Annotated in this window: 2 rRNA genes; both read right to left on the reverse strand. The window is 53.0% G+C overall.

The window, feature by feature from the left end:
* Positions 1–52 precede the first annotated feature (52 nt).
* Positions 53–168, reverse strand: a 5S ribosomal RNA gene (rrf, locus tag HUK38_RS14410).
* 103 nt (positions 169–271) lie between these two features.
* A 23S ribosomal RNA gene (locus HUK38_RS14415) occupies positions 272–3006 on the reverse strand; the annotation flags it as partial.

Consider the following 3006-nt stretch of genomic DNA (forward strand, 5'->3'; position numbering starts at 1 on the left):
CCCCAAAAGAAAAACCCCGCACCGATTAAATCGGGCGGGGTTGGGAAATAAACCCTGGCAGTGACCTACTTTTGCATGAGGAGACCTCACACTATCATTGGCGATACACCGTTTCACTTCTGAGTTCGGGATGGGATCAGGTGGTACCAGTGCTCTATAGCCGCCAGGAAAACTGACACATGACTGACTAATGGGTCAGAACATGCAACATTTGGTGAGAATCGCAAAAACAATTTGGAATCAATGTGCAAACAAAGCATTTGGGTGTTATATGGTCAAGCCTCACGGTCAATTAGTACGGGTTAGCTACAGTCATTACTGACCTTCCACACCCCGCCTATCAACGTCGTAGTCTTCAACGGACCTTTAGGGGCATCAAGTGCCCAGGGAGACCTCATCTTGGGAGGGGCTTCCCGCTTAGATGCTTTCAGCGGTTATCCCGTCCGTACATAGCTACCCGGCAATACATCTGGCGATATAACCGGAACACCAGCGGTACGTCCACTCCGGTCCTCTCGTACTAGGAGCAGCTTCCCTCAAGTCTCCAACGCCCACGGCAGATAGGGACCGAACTGTCTCACGACGTTCTAAACCCAGCTCGCGTACCACTTTAAATGGCGAACAGCCATACCCTTGGGACCGACTTCAGCCCCAGGATGTGATGAGCCGACATCGAGGTGCCAAACACCGCCGTCGATATGAACTCTTGGGCGGTATCAGCCTGTTATCCCCGGAGTACCTTTTATCCGTTGAGCGATGGCCCTTCCATACAGAACCACCGGATCACTATGACCTACTTTCGTACCTGCTCGACGTGTGTGTCTCGCAGTCAAGCACCCTTATGCCATTGCACTAATCTCCCGATTTCCGACCGGGATTAGGGTACCTTCGTGCTCCTCCGTTACTCTTTGGGAGGAGACCGCCCCAGTCAAACTACCCACCATGCACTGTCCCTGACCCGGATAACGGGACGAGGTTAGAACTCCGAACAAACCAGGGTGGTATTTCAAGGTTGGCTCCACCGAAACTAGCGTCTCAGCTTCACAGCCTCCCACCTATCCTACACAAATCGGTTCAAAGTCCAGTGCAAAGCTATAGTAAAGGTTCACGGGGTCTTTCCGTCTAGCCGCGGGAACTCGGCATCTTAACCGAGAATTCAATTTCACTGAGTCTCTGGTGGAGACAGTGCCGCCATCGTTACGCCATTCGTGCAGGTCGGAACTTACCCGACAAGGAATTTCGCTACCTTAGGACCGTTATAGTTACGGCCGCCGTTTACCGGGGCTTCGATCAAGAGCTTCTCCGAAGATAACCCCATCACTTAACCTTCCGGCACCGGGCAGGCGTCACACCCTATACGTCCACTTTCGTGTTTGCAGAGTGCTGTGTTTTTAGTAAACAGTCGCAGCGGCCTTTTCACTGCAACCCCGTTTAGCTCCAGCCGCAAGGGCTTTCACTGACTTGGGGCGCACCTTCTCCCGAAGTTACGGTGCTATTTTGCCTAGTTCCTTCACCAGAGTTCTCTCAAGCGCCTTAGGATTCTCACCCTGTCCACCTGTGTCGGTTTGGGGTACGGTCAACACTTACCTGACGCTTAGAGGCTTTTCTTGGAAGCGGGGCATCAATCACTTCTCCCACAAGTGGGATCGTCATCACGCCTCAGCATTGACTCCCCGGATTTGCCTAAGGAATCTGCCTACACGCTTAAACCGGCAACCATCAGCCGGCTGACCTAGCCTTCTTCGTCCCCCCATCGCAGTAAGCATTGGTGCAGGAATATTAACCTGCTTCCCATCGACTACGCCGTGTGGCCTCGCCTTAGGGACCGACTCACCCTGCGCCGATGAACGTTGCGCAGGAAACCTTGGACTTTCGGCGCGGGGGCTTTTCACCCCCGTTATCGTTACTTATGTCAGCATTCGCACTTCCGATACCTCCAGCATGCTTTACAACACACCTTCGACGGCTTACGGAACGCTCCCCTACCATGCAAATAAATTTGCATCCGCAGCTTCGGTACATGGCTTAAGCCCCGTTACATCTTCCGCGCAGGCCGACTCGACCAGTGAGCTATTACGCTTTCTTTAAAGGATGGCTGCTTCTAAGCCAACCTCCTGGCTGTTTTTGCCTTCCCACATCGTTTCCCACTGAGCCATGATTTAGGGACCTTAGCTGGCGGTCTGGGTTGTTGCCCTTTTGACGACGGACGTTAGCACCCGCCGTCTGTCTCCCGCGATTGCACTTCTTGGTATTCGGAGTTTGCATCGGTTTGGTAAGCCGGGATGGCCCCCTAGTCGAAACAGTGCTCTACCCCCAAGAGTGAGACGCGAGGCGCTACCTAAATAGCTTTCGGGGAGAACCAGCTATCTCCGAGCTTGATTAGCCTTTCACTCCGACCCACAGCTCATCCGAATCTTTTTCAACAGATCCCGGTTCGGGCCTCCAGTGAGTGTTACCCCACCTTCACCCTGGCCATGGGTAGATCGCCCGGTTTCGGGTCTACTCCCAGCGACTAAGCGCCCATTTAAGACTCGCTTTCGCTACGCCTACCCTATACGGTTAAGCTTGCCACTGAGAAGTAAGTCGCTGACCCATTATACAAAAGGTACGCAGTCACCCGCTAAATCGCAGGCTCCCACTGCTTGTACGCAGACGGTTTCAGGTTCTATTTCACTCCCCTCACCGGGGTTCTTTTCGCCTTTCCCTCACGGTACTGGTTCACTATCGGTCGGTAGGGAGTATTTAGCCTTGGAGGATGGTCCCCCCATATTCAGACAGGATTTCACGTGTCCCGCCCTACTCAATTTCATTTAACTAACACTTTCGTGTACGGGGCTATCACCCGGTATCGCTGGACTTTCCAGACCATTCCACTACTGTTAATCAAACTTTTGGGCTGTTCCCCGTTCGCTCGCCACTACTGAGGGAATCTCGGTTGATTTCTGTTCCTACGGGTACTGAGATGTTTCAGTTCTCCGCGTTCGCCTCCAGCACCTATGTATTCAG

The sequence above is a fragment of the Thiospirillum jenense genome (assembly GCF_014145225.1).
Taxonomy (GTDB): domain Bacteria; phylum Pseudomonadota; class Gammaproteobacteria; order Chromatiales; family Chromatiaceae; genus Thiospirillum; species Thiospirillum jenense.